Source organism: Lactobacillus panisapium, from assembly GCF_019469265.1.
In the GTDB taxonomy this organism is placed as follows: Bacteria; Bacillota; Bacilli; order Lactobacillales; family Lactobacillaceae; genus Lactobacillus; species Lactobacillus panisapium.
Genome location: NZ_CP048268.1, coordinates 860,356 through 883,806 on the forward strand (window position 1 = coordinate 860,356; position 23,451 = coordinate 883,806).

A 23,451-nucleotide genomic window follows, 5' to 3' on the forward strand; every position below is an offset into this window, starting at 1 on the left:
CAAAAAGTGTTGAACTTGATGGTTCAACGCTTTTTAGCATGCGAAAATACGGTTAAGGAAGCATGCAAAAGTCGAAAATAATCTAAAAAAGAAGCTTATAACCTTGAATTTGTAAAGAGTGATAAAGAGCCAGACTTAATAGTCAATTTGGTGAGGTAAGAAGAAAAAGGCAGGTAAAACATCATTTCTGGGGCTTTACTTGCTTTTTTCGTTAAAAGAATTAGTTTCTTCTCGGACTCATTCTGTCTCATATAAATGAAAGATTTAATGATGATTCATTACTTAAAAAATAAGATCTATAAAAACTATATTTCAATTGATTTATTCTTTTGCCTGAACTGCTTAGGTGTTTCACCAAATTCTTTATAAAATTTATTATAGAAGAAAGTAGTATTCTTTATACCTACATTTAACATAATATCTGTAATTGACATTGATGTTTCTTTTAAAAGTAACTTTGCTTTTTCTAACTGTGCACTAATTTTAATTTGTGTAAAGTTTTTACCAGTTGTATTCATCAATAATTTATAAATTGTACTGGTTGAAAAGTGAAATTTATCTGCTAGTTCATTTAGAGAGCAGTTGCCATCACAATACTCAATTTCCTGAAGTATCATTAGAACGTTCTTGTCATTATCGTCAATTATTAAATTCTGGCTAACATCGCTAACCAAACGACTTAAATAAAAAAGCAATACTGAACAGTAGCTTTCAATTACATGGATACTGTTTGCCTTTGGAAAATAATGCTCTCTCAAAATCATGTCAAATACAACAGCAAATTCCGGCATTTTAGAAGTATGAAAGATTAAGAAATTGTCAAAGCACCGTTTTCCTATAACTGCATTTAATAAAAACTCACTTAATACATTCGAACCATTAAATTGCGATAGAAATACTGACGAGAAAAATTCCTTTTTAAAAATAATATTGAAAACAATATCGTCCTTGCTTTTATATTCCGCACTGTTCACAACGTCAGTATCTAAAATGCAAATATCGCCTTTTTTTAAGGTTATCCTCTTACCATTAATTAAAAATGTGCATTTGCCTGAATATACATAATTCATTTCCATATCTTTATGTAGATGAGGAGGAATGATAGTATATCTTGTTTCTCTGATCATACCAACATTACAACCTTTTAGTGTATTAATAAAATCAAAAAAATACACTTTTTTACCATTATAATTTTTAGTTTTCAATGATTTATAAAAGGGACTTAGCTTATTTTTATTCTGTAAATGCCATTTTTCACTATCAGTAGTTTGATAAATTTGTTTATTTAGTATTCTGTTCATAATTCTTTTATTGAATATGATAAGACTCTTAAGCAATTATGATATTTAAAAAGATATTTACTGCTTATATTATAGCATTGTAAGCGTTATATACAATGGATATAGGAAGGGAAAAATATATGATAAAAAGAGATTATGATAAAAGATATTTACTAGGTGGTGCAATTGCATGCTCTCAGGCTGATGGAGGATTTCGAGAAGGAGGTAAAGGAATCTCCACCCAAGATTTACGGTATTTAAATCCAGCATGGACTCCAGAGCAAATTGAAGAAAAGCACCAAAAAGACCCGTTTTCAAAAAAGGAATATGATACTGCTTTAAAAAGCGATGGCACAAAATATTATCCATTCAGACGGGGAATTGATTTCTACCATCATTATAAAGAAGACATCAAACTTTTTGCTGAACTAGGTCTACAAATTTTTAGAACTTCAATTAGTTGGTCACGAATATTTCCAAATGGAGACGATGCTGTGCCTAATGAAGAAGGTATCGAGTATTACCGTGACATGTTTTCAGAATGCCACAAATATGGTATTAAAGTATTTGCAACAATGGTTCATTATGATATTCCGGTTAATTTAGTTGAAAAATATGGTGGTTGGAAAAACAGAAAGATTATCAAATTCTTTGAAAGATATGTAACTGTTTTATACAAACGTCTCGGTGATTTAGTCGATTTCTGGCTTCCATTTAATGAAATTAATGCAGCTAAATTTTCTCCTTGGGATGGCGTCTGTCTTATACCAGGAGAAGAGGAAAATATGGATCAAAAAATTTTTCAGTGTCTGCATCACCAATTTTTATGTAGTGCAAGAGCTGTTCAGTTAGGCAGGAAACTGGTTCCCGGAAAACCAGTTGGTGCAATGATTGCTCGCTTTACAACGTACCCAGCTACATCAAAGCCAGAAGATAACTTACAAGCAATACAAGATGATCAATATTCGAACTGGTTTTATCTAGATGTACTTGCACGCGGTTACTATCCAGAATACATGAAACGGTATTTTGATAAGATTAATGTTCACATTCATTTCGAATCTGGTGATGCCGAACTATTAAAAAGCGGAACCGTGGGATTTGTTTCCTTTTCTTATTATTTTTCACAAGTATCTACAAATGAAGCAAATTGGGAAAAAACAGCCGGTAATTTAATTATGACAAAGAAAAACCCTTATTTAAAGGAATCAGAATGGGGCTGGCAAATAGATCCAATCGGCTTGCGCTTCACCTTAAATCAAATTTATGATCGATATCACTTACCAATTATTGTTGCTGAAAATGGTTTAGGTGCTCATGATGTACTAACTGAAGACCATAAAGTTCATGATGATTACAGAATTGCCTATTTGAAAGCACACATAGATCAGCTTGACGAGGCTGTTAAAGATGGCGTGGATTTAATTGCTTACACAATGTGGGGGATTATTGACATAGTCTCATGTGGGCCTTTAACAATGGACAAACGTTATGGTGTTATATACGTAGACTTAGACAATGCCGGTAATGGAACTGGAAAGCGTTACAAGAAAGACTCTTTTTATTGGTATAAAAATAGAATTAAGCAACACAAGAAAACAAATTTTAATAAGTAAAAAAGAGCAATGGAGGTACTAATATGGAAAAAAGGGAGCTAGCAGAAAAAATTATTGATTTTCTTGGTGGGCCAGAAAATATTAATAATTATTGGCATTGTGTTACCAGATTAAGATTTACAATCAATAATGATGAGAAAGCACAACTATCTGAAATTGAAAAATTACCTGGAGTTTTGGGAACAACAATTAAAAATAATCAATATCAAGTTGTTATCGGTCCCGGCGTGGATACACTATTCTCAGCAATAGAGCAAATTTTAGGTGTTAGTAAAAATGAGGATAACGATTCTAAAAAAGAAACTTCGCATAAAATTAGTGGAAAGTTGATTTTGGATGTTATTTCTGGCGTCTTTCAACCTATTCTGCCCGCATTAGTGGCCGGTGGTATGTTAAAAGGAATTTTAGCAATTGTTTTAGCTATCTCTCCAAGCCTTGAAAAAAATACCACAATGGCATTATTTAACTTAATTGCTGATGTTCCTTTTTACTTTTTACCTTTTCTACTGGCAATTTCTTCATCAAGGAAGTTCAAACTAAATGAATTTTTAGGTATTTGTATGGCGGGGGCACTACTTTATCCAACATTTGTAGCTAAGATAGCTAGCGGAAACTCCGGATTAACACTATTTGGGTTAAAAATTCCAGTTTTTAATTATGCTACATCGGTTTTTCCAGTAATTTTAGGTGTCGGGCTTATGGCCGTAATATATCATTTTATTGATCGCTTCATTCCTGATGTCTTAAAGCTAGTTGTTGTTCCTGCTATCACTTTAATTATAGCTGTTCCGCTTGCAATGTGGATTTTAGCACCATTAGGTGCTTATGGTGGTCTATATTTAGCAAAGGGTATAGTATGGCTGTTTAATAAAGCTGGGTTATTGGCTGGATTCCTATTAGGTTTTTTTATGCCACTGATCGTTTTAACAGGCATGCACCAATCAACTTCACCAATTCAGATACAAAATATTGCAACTCTAGGCTATGATTACTTATTACCTGTTTCTTTCGTGCATAATATGGCTGAGTCTGGAGCAGCATTAGGAACTTCTTTAAGAATGAAGGACAAGGAGTTAAGGGCAGCTGGACTGTCTACTAGTTTTTCTGCGTTTATTGGTATTTCAGAACCGGCCTTATACACAGTGAATGTTGTCCATAAGACATCAATGATAGCAGCAATGTGTGGTTCAGGTTTTGGAGGCATGTTAACAGTCCTATTAGGGGCCAAATGTTATGCTTTTGTTATGCCTGGTATTACTTCTTTACCGGTTTATGTAAAAGCTGGTCAAGGATTCGCAAATGTCTTATTGATGATTGTTTGTTTAGTAGCTTCTTTTTTGGTAAGCGCACTAGTAGCATTAATTTTAGGTGGTAAAGTTGACAAAGAAAATAAAGCAAAATCTGCAAGTAAGAGTCGCGTTGAAATTGTTTCACCTACTTCAGGTATGATCGTGTCACTTGAAGATGTTAATGATCCAGTTTTTTCTAAGAAAACAATGGGTGAGGGCTTTGCTATTAAGCCTACTTCTGATGAAATTTATTCTCCAGTTTCAGGAAAAGTTACTATGCTTGCAGTAACAAAACATGGAATTGGTATTACAACAAGTGAAGGGGTGGAAGTTCTTCTACACTTGGGAATTGATACGGTTGAATTAAAAGGGGAACCTTTTCAATTATTTGTCCATAAAGGTGATCATGTTGCAGCTGGTCAAAAAATTGCATTAATGGACATTAAACAAATAGAAAAAGACGGAAAGGATCCAACCGTTATTTTTGTAATTACTAATTCAAAAGATAAAATCAAAAAAATAGATTTTGAATATACCAAGGGAAATATTTCCTTTGGCAGCAGTGTTATGTCAGCAGAATTAATATAGAATAAAAAGAGTCTGGAGAAAAAACTATTCTCTTTGATTAACAAAAAGCGTTGAACTTGATGGTTCAACGCTTTTTAGCATGCGAAAATACGGTTAAGGAAGCATGCAAAAGTCGAAAATAATCTAAAAAAGAAGCTTATAACCTTGAATTTGTAAAGAGTGATAAGGATTCTGACTTAATAGTCAATTTGGTGAGGTAAGAAGAAAAAGCAAGTAAAACATCATTTCTGGGGCTTTACTTGCTTTTTTTTGTTAAAAAAATTAGTTTCTTCTCGGACTCATTTGTTTACTGTTAGAATTGCTTGCAAAAATAACGGAAAAATGTTGGTCAGAAAACCTGTGAAATCGACATACTTTTTCTGGTTTTTCGCTATAGCAGAGAAAAAATTTAACTCATATACTTAAATTATTGATGTAAGCGTATTAATCGGTGCGATAAAGATAACTTGCATCTTTTTTACTAAGTAATTCAATCTTTGGAACGAAAACAGCAAAGTGAATTTTACTTGGCAAAGGCTACTAATCGCACGTAATTCAATTATTTTGACAAAATTAGAAAGGGCAAAAGTATGCTGAACTTTAAAATAGAGAAAAGTATTCAAACTCCATTTCCGCATTATTGGGAAGTTTGTGTAGGTAGTTGTCACGCTTATACAGCTCTGCGTGAAGATTACCGGCAACAATTAACCAAGGCTCATCAAGAATTAGGGTTCAAATATGTCCGTTTTCATGGTCTGTTTGATGATGAGATGAGTGTTTGCATTGAAAATTTTGACTTTAATGGTCAATCCCAAGGCATTACCTATAATTTTGGTAATATTGATAATATTATCGACTTTTTGTTGCGCATTGGTATGAAGCCATTTCTCGAATTAGGTTTTATGCCAACATGTCTGGCTTCCGGCGAAAATAAAATTTTTGCCTATGGCGGCAATAATACTATGCCTAAATCTGATCAAGCGTGGGAAGAATTAATTGAGAAGTTTATTACTCACATCATTGCCCGCTATGGTAGGGAAGAAGTTGAATCTTGGTTTTTTGAAGTTTGGAACGAACCAAATCTGCCTCTATTCTTTGCCGGCACTCAAAAGGATTATTTTCACCTTTATGAAATAACAGTTAAAACAGCTAAGCAAATTGATGAAAAACTACAATTCGGTGGCCCAGCAACTTCATATAATTCTTGGGTACCAGAAATGATTGCTTTTTGTGAACAAAATAATGTGCCTCTTGACTTCATTTCAACGCATCATTATCCAACAGATGATCCACTATGGCAAAGCGGAATGGATATTGAGGAATTCTTTAAGAAGACTGGCGGTAAAAAGACAGACTATCACCGGGGCATTTTAAAAGAAATGACGAGTAGGACTAAGAAGCAGGCGGGAAAATATCCGCTGTATTATACTGAATGGAATGTTTCAGCCATGCTGGGTGATCATATTCACGATGAGCCTTATGCGGCTGCAATGGTCGCCAAAACCTTAGCAGATAATGATGGTTTAGTTGATGGTTATTCATTTTGGACTTTTAGTGATATTTTTGAAGAGCAATCGCAAAAGCCGGGAGAATTTCACGGTGGCTTCGGTCTTCAAACTGTTGATGGAATCGAAAAACCTGTCTATCGCATTTTTGAAATCTTTCACCAATTAGGAACAAGCCGGGTTAAAATTACTGCCAATCAGGAAAAAACAGCAGAAGTATTGGCTACTAGAAAGGCTAACGACTTGCAACTCGTAGTCTATAACCACAATGTTCCAAGCGGGAAGATTCAAACTGAAAAAGTAGCAATTGATCTTGCTTCTAGCCATTCGGACACTTGTTTAGTGCAGAGAATTGATGATGATAATGCCAATCCAATTAAAGAATGGGTTAAGATGGGAAGTCCGGAATATCTTAAGCAGGATGAAGTAGAACAGCTTAAGCAAGCAGCGCTATTGCAAAATGAACAGCTGACTATTTCAGATGGACGACTGGAACTGGAAATGCCGCCACATTCATGTGCATTTGTCACTGTTAATAATTATTTTAATTAAGAGTAAAAGAGAAGGTCAGACGAAATTTACCTAGTCTGGCTTTTTTGGTGCATTTAATTATTAATAAAAAAAGAATCTGTGAAACCGCCATAGTTTCTCTGGCTTTTGGCTATGGTTATATTACTAAATTGCTAATATACTTGGTAAGAAATGAAAGCGATTAAGCGATTTAAGGAGTATAGAAAATGAAAAATTTTCAAAAGTGGTTAGAGAAATATCTCGTTCCATTTTCAAATAAACTGGGCCAGAATAAGGTTCTGCAGAGTATCTCTTCTGGGATGGTGATGACTCTGCCAGTGACGATTGGAGCCTCTGTGTTTTCAATCTTCGCTAGTTTTCCAATTAAACCAGTAGCGGATTGGTTCAATCAAGTTGGCATCACGCCTTCAATGACGGCGATTGTTAACGGAACAATGAATATCTTGGCTGTTTTCATTGCATTTACAATTGCGTATAATTATGCACAAAAATGTAAAGCTAATGGGGTAGTTGCTGGATTATTCAGTTTGGCAAGTTTCTTTATTTTAATGCCGCAATCTATTCCTGGGAAAAAGCCAGTTAACGCCTTCCAAATTAACTACTTAGGTAGTGAAGGAATTATTGTTGCAATTCTATTGTCAATTTTAATTGGTGTATTCTACGTTAAATTGAGTAGAAATAAAAAGTTAATAATTAAATTACCTGACTCAGTTCCAAGCATGGTTAGCTCATCGATTGAGCCGCTGATTGTTGGTATCATTATTTTTACCGTTGTATTTGTTGTTAGAGCAATCTTTGACTACTCACAATTTGGCAATGTTTTTGACTTTATCAATAAATTAATTACGACGCCATTGATGAACGTGGGTGGTTCACCAATTACCCTAATTTTAATTATGGTTTTATCAAATGTACTGTTTACTTTTGGTATTCACCCAGCAGCTATTCAATCCGTCATTATTCCGATTGTGATCTCAATGATGGTCAGCAGCACTCCTGCCTATCAAGCAGGAAAAACAATTCCATTTTTGAGTAACTTAGTTGTGTTTGCCTTTTCAAATAATGATGCGGCTGGTGCTACTTTGAGTTTAGTGTTAATTGCCCTAATCTTTGGTAAATCCAAGCGTTATAAAGAGTTCTTCAAAGTTTCAGCTTTACCAAACATCTTTAATATTAACGAACCAATTATTTTTGGGATGCCAATTGTTTTAAACCCATTAATGTTTATTCCATTTATTTTATCAAGCTTTGTTTCTAGTGGAGTGGCATTATTAGCTGTTAAAATTGGCTTTATTACCAACTATAATCCTAGCCTTGGAATGGGAATGCCTTGGACAATGCCTAAGTTAATTGCGGACGCAATGATTATGGGTTGGCAAGGTGCTGTCGTTTGGCTAATCAATTTTGCCTTAATGTTTGTCATTTACCTCCCATTCTTTAGAGTAGCCGACAAGCAGGCTTTAGAGGAGGAAAATAGCAAGAATGACTAATCAGTTTCATCTAAAAGAAGATTTTCCGCAAGATTTTTTGTGGGGTGCCAGCACATCTGCTTTTCAAGTAGAAGGAGCTGCTAATGAGGATGGCAAGGGACTAACAGTTGCCGATCTTCGTTCACAAAAAAGCAAGTATTTGGATACTTCAGTCGGTGTGGATCATTATCATCACATTGAAGAAGATGTGGCACTAATGGCAAAACTCGGTCTTAAGAGCTACCGGTTTTCCATTTCGTGGGCCCGAATTTTTCCTAATGGCAATGATCAAGAGCCTAATCAAAAGGGGATTGCTTTTTACAATAAGTTAATTAACCTTTTGGTTGAGAATAAGATTGAACCAATAGTTACCTTATTTCATTTTGATTGTCCGGTTGGCATAATTAAGGAGTATGGTGGCTGGTCCAATAGACAGGCAATTTCTGATTATTATCGTTATGCTAAAACAGTTCTAGAATTATTTGGGGACCGTGTTAAATACTGGCTGACGATTAATGAGCAGTCTCTGATTGCTAATGTGCCAGCGATGAATGGTATAACGGATTCAGATAAGCATCAGCTTCGGCAAAAAGGGGAAAATTCCAATTATTACATGTTTTTGGCTCAGGCTAAAGTTTATGCGTTATGTCATAAATTATATCCTGAAAGTAAAATTGGCCCTGCTGTTTCTTATATGACTAATTTTCCTTATGATCATACGTCTGCCAACGCATTAAAAAGTAAATCAATGGAAGATATGATTTCTTTTATTGATATGGATGTCGCACTACGAGGCGAATTGCCGTCATATTACAAACGCTATTTGCTGGATAGTAATATTGAGCTTGACGTGCAGGATGGCGACGAGCAGATTTTACAAAATGGTAAGGCTAACTTTTTAGGCTTGAATTGGTATTCAACTTCAGTCTTTAAATTGAGCCAAGAACAAAGTCCTAAAATGCTTGATGGGGTCATTTCAAATGTTGAAAAAGTTAGGGATGATCGCCTGATGAATTCTGAATGGGACTTTTCGTATGATCCAGTTGGATTACGTTTTGCTTTGCAAAAAGTTAACGACCGTTATCCTAATATTCCAATTATTATTACTGAATGTGGTTGGCCGGAACGGGAAGAATTAGAAGAGGGCAAGGTTCACGATACCAAGCGAATTAAATATTTAAATGGTCATATTTATGAATTGCGTGAAGCAATTAAAGATGGCGTCAACGTCATTTCCTTTAATCCGTGGTCATTTTTAGATTTATTAAGTGTGAATGATGGTATGGACAAGCGCTATGGCTTAGTTTTCGTTAACCGCGATAATTATGCCGAAAAAGATTTGGTACGTTACCCGAAAGATAGTTATTATTTTTACCAAAAGGTAATTGCAACTAATGCCCAAAATGTTGTGAAGTTAAACATTGATGAAGATAAAGAGGAGATTTAAAAATGGCTGAAAAAACCATTATGCTGTGCTGTTCCGCAGGAATGAGTACAAGTTTATTAGTAACCAAAATGAAAAAAGCTGCAGAAGAACAAGGTAAAGATGTTGAAATCTTTGCTGTTCCAGCAGCTGAAGCAGATGACAAAATTGCGCAGGGCAATATTAATTGCATTTTGCTCGGACCGCAAGTTCGTTATATGGAAAATGAATTCAAGCAAAAAGTAGAAGGGAAAAATATTGGTTTAGCCGTGATTGACATGCAAGCGTATGGCTTAATGGATGGTGCCAAAGTTCTTGCTCAAGCATACCAATTGATGGGTAAATAACGATTTTTTATTCAGTATTGGCGGTAATTAAATTACATAACGATAAAATTGATTAAAATCGACAAATGTAGCCGATTGCTTTTACAAAAAAGTTTGTTAATGCTTACGATTGTAAACATTTTGGAATAATAACAAAATTTCACATTGGATTTTAAAAAAGCTTATTTTTGCAATTAAATAACTTGAAAAAGCCCCATTTTTGGCTTAAAAAACGGTATAATTGGCAGAGAAACGAAGGGAGCTTTTTTACCAATGATGTGTGATAATTTGTTTTTTAAGATTGTTTGGGTAATAGTTTACGGCATTACCGCTTACTTTACATTTACTAACCAGATGATGATGGCAATGTACTGGATGGCTGGAGGCATGTTTGCTCAAGCTGTTGTTGATCTTGTTTATCATTTTTGGCCAAAGCAACGCAAATGCTAAAAAAGACAGTCAGAAGACTGTCTTTTTTTATTGGTCATTTTCTTTTAAAAAACTTTGGATGATTTTTTCTCGCATAGTCAGAAAAATTTGATTATGACCGGTGGGATGAATTCTATTAGTCAATAAAATCAACCCGGATTTGCGCACGCGATCAAGCAAAAGCAAGACGCCTGTAAAGCCAGTGTGCAAAATCAAAGGATAGTGCAATTCAGGATCAAAACGAAGGTCCCAGCCCCAAGAACGGGGCTGAAGTCCTGCAGGATTTTTATTATCAAAGAGCTGGGCAATAACTTCTTGATTAAGCGGTAAGACGTCTCGCTCGATTCCCAAGTAGCCCTGACAAATTTTGATTAAGTCAAGCATTGATGAAAAAAGTCCCGCAGAACCGCAATCACTGCCTAACTGGCGGGCTTTGGGATCATGAGGTACGCCTTGAAGCAATTGATCATTGAGCCAGACGGTTGGCACACAGTTATTTTTAACAGGGGAAAAAGTCGTATCTGGCAAATCCATTGGCGCAATAATTTCTGACATCCCCACATCTTGGACTGGGCGACCGTAGATTTTTTTAACGACCAAGCCTAACAAAATAAAATTGGTATCCGCATAGCGCATCTTATGTTCAAATTCGTTTGTCACTGGAAGATGAATGATTGCATTGAGCAGCTCGTCATGATTTAGCTGATCGCGGTGATCAATCCAACCGCGAATGCCGCTAGTATGTGTTAAGAGGTGAAAGAGCCTAACTCTTGGATCCTTAAATTCGGGAATAAAATCAGTCAATGGCTCGGTAAAATTAAGTTTTCCATTTTGATATAGTTTTAATAAGATGTTTTCAGTAATCAAAACTTTTGTGAGGCTGGCTAAATCGTATTGGGCAAAGGGACTAAGTTGGGTCACTTTGGGATATGTACTAGCAAAACCAATGGTTGAGGTAAATACTTGCTTGTTTTTAATAAAAGCATAGTTGACGCCAGGAACAATTCGCTCCGTGACCATCGATTCAATTAAGCTTTGAGTGGTTGAATAATCAATCATAAAATTTGTCCTTCGGTAAAATGTTTCTCATTCTATTATATACAATTACAAGGCTATTTTATGGTTTAAAGTTATTAAATCTAGGCAAAAAGGTTAAGACTTATATTTGTCTTAAGTTGCTAATTTGTTAGTAAGATTAACCTTAACTTATATATGTTAAAAAAATTGTTTTATGGTGTTTTTGATAAAAGCGCTTGCAGCTGCTTATTGATGATGCTATATTAGCTTTAATAAAAGAAACACGTGATTTTGACGCGTTACTGGTAGAGCAGGCGAGATCAAATGTACGAAAGATAACCATCATTGATGGTGTTATTTTACGTACGTTTGATCTTTTTTATTAGAAAAAAGAAGGGTTAATATGAATGAGCATCAGGTTGCTGAACAAATCCTAAGTGAAGTTGGTGGCAAAAATAATGTGTCTGGACTAACGCACTGTTTTACTCGGCTGAGATTTGTGTTAAAGGACCAGAAAAAAGCGAATAAAGATGCGCTTAGTCAGATTGAAGGGGTAATCCAGGTTGTCGAGGCAGGAGGACAGCTTCAAGTTGTTTTGGGTAATAAAGTCGAACAAGTTTATGACCAATTAATGCCTTTATTAGCTGAACATGTCAATGACGATCAATCTTCGCCAAAAGTTGGTTGGGGCACCAAAATTCTCAACGTGGTCACCGCGATTTTCACCCCGACAGTGCCAGCCATTGCGGCTTCAGGGATGCTTAAAGGTATTCTAGCAGTTGCAGCTTTAATTGGTTTAAATGTATATCATACCGATATCAAAAATTTTAATACCTATATTATCTTAAACGCTGCTTCAGATGCACTTTTCTACTTTATGCCAATTATTTTGGCTCGTTCAGCTGCTAAAGTATTTAAGACAAACGATTATATTGCGATGACTTTAGGTGCTACACTTTGCTATCCAACGATTGTAGCTTTAATGACTGGTAAAACCAATGTGACTCTTTTTGGCATTGGCATTACCAAGGCCAATTATGTTTCGTCTGTTGTTCCCATAATTATCGCCGTTTTTGTCTTATCATATGTCGAAAAATTTATTAAAAAAATTATGCCGGATGTTTTAAAAGTGATTATGGTCCCAACGTTGTCACTTGTAATCATGGTACCGGCAACTTTAATGCTTTTTGGTCCGATTGGGATTTACTTTGGTGACTTCATTAATTGGGCATACCATTGCATTATGAATTTGAGTCCAATCTTACTTGGTGCATTTATTGGTGGTATTTGGTGCATCTTGGTCATTTTTGGCGCACACCGAGCTATTATCCCGATTGGGATTAACGATGTTGCCAAAACTGGTCGCCAGAATCTTTTAGCCTTTGCAGGAGCAGCTAATTTTTCGCAAGCTGGAGCAGCACTGGGCGTGTTTTTAAAAACTAAAAATAAAAATCTGAAAACTGTAGCAGCTTCAGCCACAGTCACGGCTTTGTTTGGCATCACGGAACCAGCTATTTATGGGGCTAATTTACGTTTGAAAAAGCCAATGGTTTATGCTGTTATTAGCGGCGCGCTAGGCGGCGCTCTAATGGGCTGGGGTGGCTCATACGGCAATGCTTTTGCCAACCAAGGAATTTTAACCATTCCTGTCTATGCCGCAGCTGGGACTAAAGCTTTCATTTGTTACGTTTTAGGTTGTTTAATTGCGTTTGGTGGAGCATGTTTAATGACCGTTATTTTTGGCTTTAATGATTTACCGGAAAAAGATCCTGGAAACACAGGTAAACAGGCAATAAATAATCATGAGGAGGCCACAGCAACGAAACAAGAGAAGTTAACAACTATTGATCAACAGCTCGTTTTACAAGATTGCGATTTAAAGATTACTTCACCGGTCCAAGGAAAAGCAATTCCGCTTGCCCAAGTAGCTGACGAAGTATTTGCTTCCGGCGTTATGGGGAAAGGGATTGCGGTGTACCCTGATAAAGGAGAAATAGTTGCCCCCGCGGCCGCAACTATTAGTGTTTTATATCCGACAATGCATGCATTAGGGTTGATGCTAGATAATGGTGTTGAAATGTTAATTCATATTGGAATTGATACGGTTAAGCTGCAAGGTAAGTATTTTAATAAGCATGCTGAAGTGGGTGACCATGTCGAGAAAGGCCAAGTAATTATTACTTTCGATCAAAAAGCAATGGAACGCGAAGGATATGATTTAACAACATCAATCATCATTACTAATTCCAAAAAATACGCTGCAATAGGAGCAACGAAAAAGGATTACTTAAAAGAAGATAGTCCTTTGCTCTATCTCTTAACTAATGATTAACATGCTACAGGTTTTAATTTTAAAAAGGAGAAACGAATGAAAAAATTTGCGAAGGATTTTTTATGGGGCGCATCATCTTCTGCCTTTCAAATTGAAGGTGCCTGGAATGAAGCGGGTAAAGGTGAATCGATTGCCGACTTTAACTCTTTTAAACACTCAACAGAACAAGCAGATACTAAAATTGCTAGTGATTTTTACCATCACTATCGTGAAGACATTAAATTAATGAAGGAATTAGGATTAAATGTTTATCGTTTTTCTATTTCCTGGTCAAGAATCATTCCTGATGGTGATGGCGAAGTGAACCCAGAAGGAATTAACTTTTATAATCAAGTGATCGATTGTTTACTAGAAAATGGTATTACACCTTTTGTTACGCTATACCACTTTGATTTGCCCTATGCGTTAGTTTTAAAGTATAATGGCTGGCAAGATAGGGCGTGTGTTGCCGCATTTAGACGGTATGCCCAGATTTGCTTCAATGCTTTTGGGGACCGAGTAAAAAATTGGCAGGTAATCAACGAGCAGAATTTAATGATTAGGGTTGACGAGCGCATGAACATGGATCATGTTCCGGTTAAAGATAGGGAACGGATTAGGGCGCAAATGGATTATCATATGTTTTTAGCAAATGCATATGCGGTTAATGATTGTCATGCAATCATCCCAAATAGCCAAGTAGGTCCAGCTGTTTCGGCTACCATGACATATCCGATTTCCAGCAAGCCCAAGGATGTATGGGCTGCCAAAATGAATGATAATTTCAAAACTAATTATGCTTTGGAAATGTACTGCTTTGGCCGCTATCCTGGATATTATTTAGAATACTTAAGTAAACTAGACATTTTACCGGACTTTGAAGCTGGGGATCTGGCACTTTTGGAAGAAGCCAAGCCAGATTTTATTGCAGTAAATTATTATCGTACATTAGCTACACGCTATTTTCCAGCTGACGAAAAGCATCCCTTAGGCAGTCGCAAACATGATGTTGACTTTGATTTAGTGGGCTATTTTAAAACTGAGCAGAATCCTAATCTTAAATCAACTGAATATGGCGCACAAATTGATCCATTAGGGCTGAGAATGGTTTTAAACGAATATTATCATCAGTTTCGATTGCCACTAATTATTACTGAAAATGGTTTGGGTACAGGCGATCATTTAAGTGCTGATGGCAAAATTCATGATCAATATCGGATCGCATATTTACGAGATCATATTGCTGCTTGTTACGATGCTATTCAAGATGGCGTAGAGCTAGTTGGGTATTGTCCGTGGTCAGTGATGGATTTATTAAGCTCACATCAAGGATTTAAGAAGCGTTATGGCTTTATTTATGTCAATCGGACTGATGATAACTTAAAAGACATGCAGCGCATTCCTAAAGACAGTTTTTATTGGTACCAAAATGTTATCAAGAATAATGGTTTAACAGACTAAAAAAGATAAGGCGCAAGGTTAATGCAAGTATTGAAAGTCCTGAATAATTCACTTATTTTGGCGCTCGACCGGTCAGGTAATGAATGTATCTTAATGGGAAAAGGAATAGGTTATCATAAGGCCATCGGTTGTCCTATTCAAAAAAAGGAAATTCAAAAAGTTTTTGTTCTTACTGATAATAAGAAGTTAAAAGAATTTGTTCAGTTGGCAAATAATATTCCTGATCAGTATTTGACTTTAGTTAAGGAAATCATTGATTTTGCCGCCAGTCAATATCAGATCAAAGTGCGTGATTACCTCTATTTGTCACTAGCAGATCATCTATCGTTTGTCGTTAAGCGGGTAAAAGCAGGTAAAAGTGGGCCAAATTTTGATTATCCAGATGTAATGGTACACCATCCAGAAGAGTATGAAATTGGCAAGTTTGCTTTAAGCTTAATCAAAAAGAGACTAAAAATTGAATTACCTAAAAGCGAGGCGACAGTTATTGGGCTGCATTTTATTGATGCCGAAATAACTATTTCAAAGTCCAATAAAAATAATAACGTTGCTCAACTAGTGTCCAATTTAGAAAAAATAGTTAAAAGGTCAATTGGTAGACCGATTGACACTGACACAATTACTTACACACGCTTTTTGACTCATCTTAATTATTTTGCCGAGCGAGTTTATGATCATAAATTATTTCCTGACGAAGATCGAGAAAATTTGTACCAAGACCTTGCTAATAAAATGCCGTTAGAAGTTGAAATTATTAATCATATTGCTAGTTTTATTGCGCAAAATTATCATCTGCAAATTACCAAGCAAGAAAAAATTTATTTGTTAATTCATTTGCACAAAATTGTTGCTGAAGAGATAAACGAACAGTAGTTTAATTTTGGCGGGTCATTAAGGCGATTAGTTTTATTGTTTCACTCCAAAATAAGCTGCTTATTTTATTGCGCATTTTGAGATTGGTCAGGGAATGGGGAGAATTTTAAGAAATGACATATTAAAATTAAAAATCATACTTTATACGAGAAAATCTCTTGACATTAGCCTCGCCTTCAAGCATAATAATTAATGTTGATTTTGCCCGTTGGTCAAATGGTTAAGACGCCACCCTCTCAAGGTGGAGTTACGAGTTCAATTCTCGTACGGGTGATTTAACACTGGGATATAGCCAAATGGTAAGGCACAGGTTTCTGGTTCCTGCATGTTTCGGTTCGAGCCCGGATATCCCAATAATTGTGATTTGTCTTAGTTTCAACTAGCTTAAAACGTTGATACTAAGGCATTTTTATTTTCTTAGATTATTCTATTAAGGTTAAAGAAAGTATATTTTAACTTATATAGTTACTTTAAAATAAGATTTTCTGAGTTAACACTATGGCAAATAAATTCTAGGATTAAGAAATAAAAAAATTATATCTAATCTTAAAACAATAATAAGAAGCGTAAAGAAAACAATTTCTAAAATATTGGAATATTTGTTGTAATTATCGGATAAATAAAGCATAAGCGGTAATCCTTAAAATCTATTGTAAACAATAGGATAAGTAATTAGAAAACAAAAGACTAACATCTTCAAAATATCCGAAGTTAGTCTTTTATTATGTATGAGTGTATAAATAAACATAGTCTAGTTTTTAAAATATAAACCACGTTGCTTTAAAGCTTCTGCAGCAACATCATCGGCTGGTCGATAATGTTGTGAAAGTAGATCAGAAATGTACCAATCATTATATTTTACACAGCCTATGATATCAATAATTAATCCAACTATTCCGAAAGTCATGCAGCCGATTACGAAAAATATAAAAAATATAATAAAAAATTTCCAATCAGCTCTGAAAAGTGGAACAAAAAAGCCAAAAAATAAAGCAGTCCAACTAGGTCCAATTTTAACTTGTTTTATAACTCCAGTATCATCATTTCTAAGATTTATTTTCACAAAATTCTCCCCTTTTTTTAAATCATATTTCACCTTAGGTTTATTGTCACTGGTGTGATGGACACATTATAAAAGTTTGTTTTTTAATATTTTGACTGTCTAATTAAAAACAGTAAATTAAAGTCTTTAAAGAAATTTAACTTGTATTATTTGTTTGATAGTTTAAGACATAAAATAAATGAGTAATTTTCTTGGTTAGTAAATTGTATATTAATGACTATCTTTAACTTTTTGTCCACATTGTATTCTAGATTTTTTTAAATAAATGTCAATAAAGTTATTTCTAAAATAATGCAAGATTTACGTCATTGAATTAAAATTCATAGTAAAATAAAAGCGCAAAGTTGTATGTTCATAATTTAATTTGTAAAAAATTTAATAAAAATAATATTTATATGGGTATGCTAATTTATTTAGCTTGGTTTTTATTCCTCCAATATAGATAATAATAAATTCATAGTTTTTTATTATTATCTTAATCAGAAATTTCCGAATTTCATATAGATTACAAGCAAAAAGTGCTATAATATCAACAACAGATTAAGGTTAAGCATTTCCTTAAAAAGTTCATTTTTCTTTTTCTGGTTAGTAATGATTTTTGATATTTCATGGTAAGCAAAGAAGAAAAGGTTTGTTGAAGAGATGTAATAATTTGAAGTAAAAACTTGGAGATGAAATTATGAAAAGAACACAAATTGCAAATAAAAAGATTAAGGCGTTATTAGTCACTGGTATTTCATTTGCAGCATTAACATTCGGCTATGCTAACACGTCTAATGTAGTTAAGGCTGATACTGATACAACTACCACTGCCGCTACAACCTTGGGTAGGTCAACTGTGATTGCTCACTACCAAGATGAAAATGGTAATAAACTTGCGGAAGACCAAGTAATTGATGGTCGGACAGGTGTTGGCTACGGTACAATGCGGAAAGCTATTGATGGCTATACATTAAAGGACTGGCAAGGTCCAACAGAAGGCTACTTCCAAGACCAACCAACAGAAGAAGTAACTTATATTTACTCTAAGGGTAATGTTGCGGTAAATAATGAGCAGACTCCTGTAGTTAATAATGGTGAACAAACTGGTGCGGATAATAACCAACCCGAAGCACCAGCTGGCGATAGTCAAAATGCCGAAAAGCCAGGTGATAATAAACAAAATAATACTGGTAAAATAGATAAACAAGCTCAAGTTGCTTCAAGCAAGACTGAGCAAGGAAAGACTAATGTAGCAGACCCTAATGGTAAAGGTCAGTTACCACAAACTGGTTCTGCTAAAAATGCTTCATTAGGTATGATTTTGTCTGGTGCTACTGCACTATTAATTTCTTTCTTAGGAATGGTTGGTATTCAGAAAAAGCAAAATTAATTATTTGTGCTTAATAAGACTTGACTTATAGTTGAAATAATATAAAATTTATGTAAAGACCAAATTTTTCCTATTGGGCTAGTTCTGTTATGAATGCAGAACTAGCTTTTTTTATCAATTTAACTAACGGCTCTTTTTTGAGTTAGCAAAACCAGTTAATCTGTTTGATTGTGCAGACTAACTGGTTTTTAATTTTAATTTCTTAATTACGTTATTAGCAATAATATTTTTGGATCAATTAAATGATTTTGAGCGACAGTGTCAAAGTAGTAGTTCTATCATCATTTTTGATAACGGGGATAAAACCATATTTTTAGCCATTTTTCTTGTGTTAGCCGAATGCATCCCCCAAAAGAAAATCAATAGAAAAGTTAATTGCTTTTTCTCATGTCAGCCAATGAAAATACCGGATCATCAATAGTTACTTTTTGTTTGGTGGTAAATGTTAAAGCATCGTCAGCTGTATTTAATGATATTAAAAGAACAGTTGGATCATAACCCGCTGCTTTGATTTTGGCAAAATCTACCTGAACTAGTGGATCACCTTTTTGAACATCCTGTCCTTTAGAAATCATGACCTCAAAGCCGTTACCTTTCATGTTAACTGTATCGATACCAATATGAATTAAATATTCAGTGCCTGAAGGTGAAGTAAGACCGATAGCGTGGCCAGTTTTGTATGTCATGGTTATTTTACCAGTAATGGGTGATGTAATTAAATCAGTTGCAGGATTAATTCCGATACCTGATCCAAGCGATTTTGACGCAAAAACCTCATCATTAACTTGATCCAGGGGAATAACCTGGCCGTCTACCGGCGCATAAACAATTTCTGTTGTAGCAGTATGATTGGCATCTTTATCGCCATCTAATGTTTTTGCAATTTGCTTTTCTGGTTGGTCAGTTTTAACAATTAAAAAAGTGAAAACGAAACCAAGGATAAATGCAATGATAGCGGTAATAATTGCATTCATAAAGTTGCCGGGTTTTCCGATAAAGTTAACGATTGTAAAGATACCAGGCGAACCAAAAGAATAACGAACAACTTGCGTAATCCCAGCATAAAAACCAGCAATACCACCAGCTGCCATTACAGCGTAAAGGGCACGTTGATATTTCAGCGTAACACCATAAAGTGCAGGTTCAGTAATTCCAGATAGGGCAGTTACACCTGCAGAAACCGCAATCTGGCGATTTTGTGGTCTTTTTTCTTTTAAAGAAATGGCAAATGCACAACCAGATTGGGCTATATTTGAAGCTAACATTCCGGGGCCAAGAATGTTTTCGCTTCTAGCTGGGCTAGCAAAACCGAGTGATGCAATTGGAGTTAAAGCAACGTGCATGCCGACCATAACTAATAATGGCGAACAAGCGCCCATGATCGTTGGAACTAGCCATGGTGCAACTTTATTAAGTGAATTAATTAAAAGGGCGAGCAGGTCACCAAGCCATGAACCGATTGGTCCAATCAATAGTAGGGCCAACGGAGCCATGATAATAAAGATAAGTAGTGGCTTCAGCATCGTTTTAATGACGTTTGGCGAAACTTTTTCGGCAAATTTTTCAACGTAGGATTGAATCCAGACACAAAGAATAATGGGAATGACAGTACTGCTATATGATGCTAGTGTGATCGGAACGCCAAATAGTGCGACTGGCTTACCAGCTAAAACCATTGCTGCCCAATTAGGATGAAGGAGGACACCGGCAGTTGCAATTGCAAGAAACTTATTAGTCTTAAAGTGTTCAGCAGCGCTTACGGCCAACATCATCGGTAAGAAGTAAAAGACCGCATCGGTCATAAAGCTCAGGATTGCGTAATTTTGCGATTTAACGGATATGAGATTGAAAGTTGTTAAAAGTGAAATAACGACTTTGAACATCCCACCAGCAATTAATGGCGTAATAATCGGTGCCATAATTGCAACGATAATATTGATGAATTTGCGAATTATACCAACGTGGTCGTCATTAGGAGTGGGACTTTCAGTATTATTTGCTGCAATATCGTAATCTTTTTCAATTTGGTTAAAGTATTCACCGACCTTGGCGCCAATAATTACTTGGGATTCATCTCCGGCTTGAACAGCACCCAATATTTCCGGTTGCTGTTTTAAAAATTCAGCATTAAATTTACTTTTATCTTTGAGGGTAAAACGGATACGAGTTGCGCAATGATAAAAACTAATAATATTAGCGGCACAGCCAACATTCTTAATTATCATGTCCGTAACTTCTTTATTACTTCTCATGAAATTCTCCTTCTAAAAATATAACTAATTAAATATTACTGGTTTACTTGTGTCGAGATAAATGGTCAGGACGTGCTCTAAAAGTTTGGAGTCGACTGCTAACATTTGGCACTTTTCTAATTAATTTTTGGATTACTACATAAAAAATGCAGGTAGAGCAACATAAATAACTAAATTGAAAAAACAACAAGTTAGCTATTAGTGTAGTCTTGCCTGCATTACCAGTAACATGCGCTATCATTAACGATTATAAGAATAACAGATTAGGTCTATTTATGCAAGCGCTATCCAAAAGATTCTTGATAAATATCGGAACAAAAAAATTAGCAAGAGCCAAACAATACTTCAGGAATGGCCTCGTTTAAGGGTAATTATTGATATAAAACTGTAAAATTTATTTATAAAAGCTAAAAATGATTACTGCAATAAAAAATTTCCTCAATTGATATTACTAAAATTAGTCTTTTAGTGCAGCAGAATTAAAAAAGCACCAAGGATTAACAGTCTTGGTGCTTTAAAATTGCTAATTAAGCTCGCATTTCTTATTAGGTACAAGTTACATGCCAGCTTTAATGATTTTTTGTTCAGCCATTGTTTTACGCAAAGAAAGCAGTGCGGTATAAGTTGATAAAATATAAACTTTTTCTGTTGGCAATTTAGCGATTTCATTGATGACAGACTCATTGTCAGGGCAGGTAGTCATGATACTTGGGTCAAAACCGGCAACATTAAGACGAAAGCCCATATCGTGCCAGCGCTCGCCCCCAACTAAAATCTTTTTAATTTGCTCATGATTAAGATCCTCAAACTGACCATCCCATATCCAAGAGGTATCGATTCCGTCAGCATGGTTGGCGTTAAGAAGAGTAACAAGTGAGTAATCATCTTTTTCAGTATTTAGCATGTGTAATACTTCATCAAGTCCGACCGGATTTTTTACCAAAATTAAGTTAATCTTTTTTCCGGCGTAATCAATCAGTTCTTGGCGGCCAAAGACGCGTTTGTTTTTAGCAAAAGCATTAGCTACTTCATCATCACTCAAGCCAAAATGTCTGGCAACCGAATAGGCGGTCAACGCATTGTAAATATTATAGGTTCCACCAACATTGATGCTATAATTTTTAGAGCCCATTTTAAATTCTAAATGATTTGGGCTTTGTGCAACGATCTTGTTAACGGAATAAGTTAGTTCTGGACGATGATAGTCGCAGTTGGGGCAGAAAAAATCACCTAAATTAGCGTAAATCCGTTCGTGGTAATGTAAAATATGATCACATTTCGGGCAAAGAACACCATCAGTGTTGACCGGCGCTTTTACATCGTTTTTTGCTTGGTCACTGGCAAGCTTGAAGCCATAAAAAATCTTCGGATTTGGTAAGTCAACGGATGAGAAGATACTTGCATCACCATTAGCGATAATAGTTGCTTGGGGCGCAAGCTTGATTCCAGCAATAATTTTTTCGTAAGTAGTATAAATTTCACCGTAACGATCCATTTGGTCACGAAAAATATTGGTCAAAACAAATACACTTGGATGAACCAGTTGTGTAACCATTTTAACGTTAGCTTCATCAACCTCAAGAACTGCGATTTTCCGGCGTGCTTTTTTATTTTTATGAGCTAAAAAGGCGGTAACAATTCCTTGCTGCATATTAGAGCCGGATGGGTTGGTAAGGACATCACCATATTTTTCCCGCAGTGCTTCAACAATGAGAGCTGTGGTCATGGTTTTACCGTTTGTTCCCGTTACAATTACTGTTTCGTAATCCTTAGCTAACGTGTTCAAAATTTCTGGATCAAGATTCATAGCCAGCTTACCTGGAAAGCTGGTCCCGCCTTTTAAAACATTGTGCAGAAACCAGTAGCTTGATTTTCCGGCAAATTTTGCAATTCCAGATTTTACGTTCATGTTTATCCCTCGCTTTAAAATCATTATCAACTATAGCATAGGGAGCAAATGAAAACGAGTTTTTGACAACGATTTAAATGCATAGAATTTATTTTTCATCTATACTAGATGAGTTAGGTGAATTTAATTAGACAAAGGAGCAAAAATGGCACAATTATTTTTTCACTACGGGACAATGAGTAGTGGCAAAACACTTGAAATTCTCAAGGATGCACATAATTATGAAGCCCAGGGGCGCAAAATTGTGCTGATGACAAGCGGAATTGATAATCGTAGTGGGGTTGGAGTAATTGCTTCGCGAATCGGACTGCACCGCGAGGCAGTTCCAATTGAACGTGAAATGGATGTTTTTGCTTATATTAAAAAGATTAATGTCCAAGAAGAAAAACGTGGTGATGGCCCGATTGCCTGTGTTTTCATTGATGAAGCGCAGTTCTTAGAGCGGCATCATGTTTTTGAATGCGCCAAAATTGTTGATGAATTAGGCATTCCGGTGATGACTTTTGGGTTAAAAAATGACTTTCAGAATAATTTGTTTGAAGGCACTAAGAACTTATTGATTGTAGCTGATAAAATTAATGAGATTAAAACAATTTGCCACTATTGTGGCCGTAAGGCTACAATGAATCTACGGATTCATAATGGCAAGCCTGTTTATGAAGGTGAGCAGGTCCAAATTGGTGGAGATGAAAGCTATTACCCGGTTTGTCGTTTTCATTATTTTCACCCAGATAAGCAAAGATAGAGAGGGATTGAGA

The 23,451-nt window shown here is 35.5% G+C and carries 17 protein-coding genes and 2 tRNA genes; 14 read left to right on the forward strand and 5 right to left on the reverse strand.

Annotation, left to right across the window (positions count from 1 at the left end; genetic code table 11):
- Positions 1-305: 305 nt before the first annotated feature.
- Positions 306-1,301: an AraC family transcriptional regulator gene (locus GYM71_RS10520; RefSeq protein ID WP_220221032.1), complete on the reverse strand. Its 996-nt coding sequence runs from the start codon at positions 1,299-1,301 to the stop codon at positions 306-308.
- A gap of 119 nt (positions 1,302-1,420) precedes the next feature.
- Here GYM71_RS10520 and GYM71_RS04220 point away from each other — a divergent pair, with 119 nt between their 5' ends.
- From GYM71_RS04220 to GYM71_RS04250, 7 genes are all read left to right on the forward strand, one after another.
- Positions 1,421-2,896, forward strand: a complete 1,476-nt coding sequence (locus tag GYM71_RS04220; protein WP_220221033.1) for a glycoside hydrolase family 1 protein — start codon at positions 1,421-1,423, stop codon at positions 2,894-2,896.
- 23 nt (positions 2,897-2,919) lie between these two features.
- A complete protein-coding gene (locus tag GYM71_RS04225; RefSeq protein WP_220221034.1) occupies positions 2,920-4,773 on the forward strand; it encodes a glucose PTS transporter subunit IIA in 1,854 nt (617 codons plus the stop codon).
- A 569-nt stretch (positions 4,774-5,342) separates the two neighbouring features.
- Positions 5,343-6,809 (forward strand): GH39 family glycosyl hydrolase, encoded by a 1,467-nt coding sequence (locus GYM71_RS04230; protein ID WP_220221035.1) that lies wholly within the window; start codon positions 5,343-5,345, stop codon positions 6,807-6,809.
- Between the two features lie 185 nt (positions 6,810-6,994).
- Positions 6,995-8,278: a PTS sugar transporter subunit IIC gene (locus tag GYM71_RS04235; RefSeq protein ID WP_220221036.1), complete on the forward strand. Its 1,284-nt coding sequence runs from the start codon at positions 6,995-6,997 to the stop codon at positions 8,276-8,278.
- Complete coding sequence (locus GYM71_RS04240; RefSeq protein WP_220221037.1) at positions 8,271-9,704, forward strand: glycoside hydrolase family 1 protein; 1,434 nt, start codon at positions 8,271-8,273, stop codon at positions 9,702-9,704. Before GYM71_RS04235 ends, GYM71_RS04240 begins: the two co-directional genes overlap by 8 nt.
- 2 nt (positions 9,705-9,706) lie before the next feature.
- Complete coding sequence (locus tag GYM71_RS04245; protein WP_220221038.1) at positions 9,707-10,027, forward strand: PTS sugar transporter subunit IIB; 321 nt, start codon at positions 9,707-9,709, stop codon at positions 10,025-10,027.
- A gap of 252 nt (positions 10,028-10,279) precedes the next feature.
- Complete coding sequence (locus tag GYM71_RS04250; RefSeq protein WP_164715370.1) at positions 10,280-10,456, forward strand: hypothetical protein; 177 nt, start codon at positions 10,280-10,282, stop codon at positions 10,454-10,456.
- A gap of 27 nt (positions 10,457-10,483) precedes the next feature.
- On the opposite strand, the gene GYM71_RS04255 is transcribed toward GYM71_RS04250, so the two are convergent.
- Positions 10,484-11,494, reverse strand: a complete 1,011-nt coding sequence (locus GYM71_RS04255) for a serine hydrolase domain-containing protein (RefSeq protein WP_220221039.1) — start codon at positions 11,492-11,494, stop codon at positions 10,484-10,486.
- Between the two features lie 361 nt (positions 11,495-11,855).
- Here GYM71_RS04255 and GYM71_RS04260 point away from each other — a divergent pair, with 361 nt between their 5' ends.
- From GYM71_RS04260 to GYM71_RS04280, 5 genes are all read left to right on the forward strand, one after another.
- On the forward strand, positions 11,856-13,784 hold the full coding sequence (locus GYM71_RS04260; protein ID WP_220221040.1) for a beta-glucoside-specific PTS transporter subunit IIABC: 1,929 nt from the start codon (positions 11,856-11,858) through the stop codon (positions 13,782-13,784).
- Between the two features lie 36 nt (positions 13,785-13,820).
- Positions 13,821-15,224 carry a glycoside hydrolase family 1 protein gene (locus GYM71_RS04265; RefSeq protein ID WP_220221041.1) on the forward strand — a complete coding sequence of 468 codons (1,404 nt, stop codon included), beginning with the start codon at positions 13,821-13,823 and terminating at the stop codon, positions 15,222-15,224.
- A 21-nt stretch (positions 15,225-15,245) separates the two neighbouring features.
- Positions 15,246-16,097, forward strand: a complete 852-nt coding sequence (locus GYM71_RS04270) for a PRD domain-containing protein (RefSeq protein WP_220221042.1) — start codon at positions 15,246-15,248, stop codon at positions 16,095-16,097.
- Positions 16,098-16,299: 202 nt separating this feature from the next.
- Positions 16,300-16,371: transfer RNA gene (locus tag GYM71_RS04275), tRNA-Glu, on the forward strand.
- 8 nt (positions 16,372-16,379) lie between these two features.
- Positions 16,380-16,451: transfer RNA gene (locus tag GYM71_RS04280), tRNA-Gln, on the forward strand.
- Positions 16,452-16,848: 397 nt separating this feature from the next.
- On the opposite strand, the gene GYM71_RS04285 is transcribed toward GYM71_RS04280, so the two are convergent.
- A complete protein-coding gene (locus GYM71_RS04285) occupies positions 16,849-17,160 on the reverse strand; it encodes a DUF2628 domain-containing protein (RefSeq protein WP_220221043.1) in 312 nt (103 codons plus the stop codon).
- Positions 17,161-17,839: 679 nt separating this feature from the next.
- Between GYM71_RS04285 and GYM71_RS04290 the strand changes: the two genes are divergently transcribed.
- On the forward strand, positions 17,840-18,532 hold the full coding sequence (locus GYM71_RS04290; protein WP_220221044.1) for a MucBP domain-containing protein: 693 nt from the start codon (positions 17,840-17,842) through the stop codon (positions 18,530-18,532).
- Between the two features lie 371 nt (positions 18,533-18,903).
- On the opposite strand, the gene GYM71_RS04295 is transcribed toward GYM71_RS04290, so the two are convergent.
- Positions 18,904-20,784, reverse strand: coding sequence for a beta-glucoside-specific PTS transporter subunit IIABC (locus tag GYM71_RS04295; RefSeq protein WP_220221045.1), 1,881 nt, complete (start codon positions 20,782-20,784; stop codon positions 18,904-18,906).
- Positions 20,785-21,340: 556 nt separating this feature from the next.
- Positions 21,341-22,693 carry a Mur ligase family protein gene (locus GYM71_RS04300; protein WP_220221046.1) on the reverse strand — a complete coding sequence of 451 codons (1,353 nt, stop codon included), beginning with the start codon at positions 22,691-22,693 and terminating at the stop codon, positions 21,341-21,343.
- Positions 22,694-22,838: 145 nt separating this feature from the next.
- On the opposite strand from GYM71_RS04300, the gene GYM71_RS04305 reads away from it, so the two are divergent.
- The gene (locus tag GYM71_RS04305; RefSeq protein ID WP_103752223.1) at positions 22,839-23,438 is read left to right on the forward strand and encodes a thymidine kinase; all 600 of its coding nucleotides are present in this window, start codon (positions 22,839-22,841) and stop codon (positions 23,436-23,438) included.
- Positions 23,439-23,451 lie beyond the last annotated feature (13 nt).

What these genes read in the sequence shown, in the direction of transcription:
- GYM71_RS04300 (WP_220221046.1), bottom strand. Translation starts at nt 22,693, where the DNA reads ATGAACGTAAAATCTGGAATTGCAAAATTTGCCGGAAAATCAAGCTAC.
- GYM71_RS04305 (WP_103752223.1), top strand. Translation starts at nt 22,839, where the DNA reads ATGGCACAATTATTTTTTCACTACGGGACAATGAGTAGTGGCAAAACA.
- GYM71_RS04245 (WP_220221038.1), top strand. Translation starts at nt 9,707, where the DNA reads ATGGCTGAAAAAACCATTATGCTGTGCTGTTCCGCAGGAATGAGTACA.
- GYM71_RS04270 (WP_220221042.1), top strand. Translation starts at nt 15,246, where the DNA reads ATGCAAGTATTGAAAGTCCTGAATAATTCACTTATTTTGGCGCTCGAC.
- GYM71_RS04220 (WP_220221033.1), top strand. Translation starts at nt 1,421, where the DNA reads ATGATAAAAAGAGATTATGATAAAAGATATTTACTAGGTGGTGCAATT.
- GYM71_RS04255 (WP_220221039.1), bottom strand. Translation starts at nt 11,494, where the DNA reads ATGATTGATTATTCAACCACTCAAAGCTTAATTGAATCGATGGTCACG.
- GYM71_RS04260 (WP_220221040.1), top strand. Translation starts at nt 11,856, where the DNA reads ATGAATGAGCATCAGGTTGCTGAACAAATCCTAAGTGAAGTTGGTGGC.
- GYM71_RS04250 (WP_164715370.1), top strand. Translation starts at nt 10,280, where the DNA reads ATGATGTGTGATAATTTGTTTTTTAAGATTGTTTGGGTAATAGTTTAC.
- GYM71_RS10520 (WP_220221032.1), bottom strand. Translation starts at nt 1,301, where the DNA reads ATGAACAGAATACTAAATAAACAAATTTATCAAACTACTGATAGTGAA.
- GYM71_RS04295 (WP_220221045.1), bottom strand. Translation starts at nt 20,784, where the DNA reads ATGAGAAGTAATAAAGAAGTTACGGACATGATAATTAAGAATGTTGGC.
- GYM71_RS04230 (WP_220221035.1), top strand. Translation starts at nt 5,343, where the DNA reads ATGCTGAACTTTAAAATAGAGAAAAGTATTCAAACTCCATTTCCGCAT.
- GYM71_RS04265 (WP_220221041.1), top strand. Translation starts at nt 13,821, where the DNA reads ATGAAAAAATTTGCGAAGGATTTTTTATGGGGCGCATCATCTTCTGCC.
- GYM71_RS04240 (WP_220221037.1), top strand. Translation starts at nt 8,271, where the DNA reads ATGACTAATCAGTTTCATCTAAAAGAAGATTTTCCGCAAGATTTTTTG.
- GYM71_RS04225 (WP_220221034.1), top strand. Translation starts at nt 2,920, where the DNA reads ATGGAAAAAAGGGAGCTAGCAGAAAAAATTATTGATTTTCTTGGTGGG.
- GYM71_RS04235 (WP_220221036.1), top strand. Translation starts at nt 6,995, where the DNA reads ATGAAAAATTTTCAAAAGTGGTTAGAGAAATATCTCGTTCCATTTTCA.
- GYM71_RS04290 (WP_220221044.1), top strand. Translation starts at nt 17,840, where the DNA reads ATGAAAAGAACACAAATTGCAAATAAAAAGATTAAGGCGTTATTAGTC.